We start from the raw sequence: 1,549 nt of genomic DNA on the forward strand, positions 1-1,549 counted from the left end.
GATGCCGGGCTGCGATTCGGCGAGCCGCTGCGCCGCGCCGGGCGCGAGGTCGTAGGCCGAGACCGCGTGGCCGGCGCGCGCCAGGTGGCCGGCCATGGGAGCGCCCATGACGCCGAGGCCGATGAAGCCGACGCGCTCGCGCGCGGTCGAAGCGGGGGATGGTTCGTTGGACATGAGTGAAAGCGGAAACGGTCGGATGAAAAGGGTGCTCAGTCGAGCTGCACGCCCGAAGTCTTGATGACCTGGCCCCAGTACGCGCTCTGCGAACGCGCCATCTCCTGGAACTCCTTCGGCGTGCCCGGCAGCGCCTCGAAGCCGAACTCGCTGAACACCTGCTGGATGCGCGGCGTCTGCAGCGCCTTGTGCAGCTCGGCGTTGAGCCGGTTCACCACCTCGGGCGGCATGCCGGCCGGGCCGATCAGGCCATGGAAGGCGAAGGCGTTGACCTCCGGATAGCCGAGCTCGGCGAAGGTCGGCACGTCGGGCAGGCCCTTGGCGCGCTGCGGCAGCGCGATCGCCAGCGCGCGCAGCTTGCCGGTCTTGAGGTAGGGCAGCGCGGCCGTGAGGTCGAGCATCATCATCGGCACCTGGCCGCCCATGATGTCCTGCAGCGCCGGCGCGCCGCCCTTGTAGGCCACGTGCGTGATCGACAGGCCGGCCTTCTGCTTGAACAGCTCCATCGCCATGTGGTGCGGCGTGCCGATGCCGGGCGAGGCGTAGTTGGTCTTGTCGCCGTTGGCCTTCACGTAGGCGACGAAGTCCTTGAGGGTCTTGGCCTGGAAGTCGGGCCGCACCACCAGTGCCAGCGGAATGCGGCCGATGGCGCCGATGTAGGTGAAGTCGCTCGCGGGCTTGTAGGGCAGCTTGGCGAACATGTGCTCGTTGAACAGCAGCGCCGCGTTCTCGGCCTGCATGATCGTGTAGCCGTCGGGCTTCGACTGCATCAGCAGGCCGACCGCGATGTTGGTCGAGGCACCGGGGCGGTTGTCGATCACGACCGGCTGGCCCAGCGAGGGCTGCATCGCATCGGCGAGCTGGCGCGCGATGTTGTCGGTGCCGCCGCCCGCGGCATAGGGCACCAGCCACTTGATCGGCTGGTTCGGATAGGGCCCGCTCTGGGCCGACGCGAGGCTGGCGCCGGCCAGCGCGAAGGCGGCGAGCACGGGGGCGATCAGGGGCAGGAAGCGCTTCATCGGTTTGTCTCCGGGGTGGTTTTCTTCAGGGAAATCGGTGCGGCGGCGCGCGCCTTCCTCGTCGCGGGAAGATCGCGCGCCGCGCGCGGCGGCCTACGCGTGCAGCGTCTGCCAGAGTTCGCGGTCGCGCTCGGAGGTCCACACCACCGGGTGCTCGATGCCGCGCAGCTCGTCGTAGGCGCGCGAGACATCGAAGGGCAGCACGTGCTGGAACACCGGCCACTGGCCGAAGCGCGGCTTCATCGCGGCCTCGGCGCGCGCGAAGCAGCCCTTGAGCGCCTCGCCCGCGGCGATGCCGGCGCGCACGCTGTCGAGCAGGGTCGAGAGGAAGGCCTTGGTCAGGTCGATCGCCTCGG

Annotated in this window: 2 protein-coding genes and 1 pseudogene; all 3 read right to left on the reverse strand. The window is 69.8% G+C overall.

From position 1 onward, the window contains the following. Positions 1–174, reverse strand: a 174-nt coding sequence (locus tag AC27VN_RS41120) for an NAD(P)-binding domain-containing protein (protein WP_490880463.1), incomplete at its 3' end; no start/stop codon positions are given. A gap of 35 nt (positions 175–209) precedes the next feature. Beyond that, positions 210–1,193: a Bug family tripartite tricarboxylate transporter substrate binding protein gene (locus tag AC27VN_RS41125; RefSeq protein ID WP_490880462.1), complete on the reverse strand. Its 984-nt coding sequence runs from the start codon at positions 1,191–1,193 to the stop codon at positions 210–212. Positions 1,194–1,286: 93 nt separating this feature from the next. After that, positions 1,287–1,549: pseudogene (locus AC27VN_RS41130) on the reverse strand (MBL fold metallo-hydrolase); the annotation flags it as partial.

The sequence above is a fragment of the Variovorax sp. 20P10.2.4 genome, assembly GCF_058244205.1.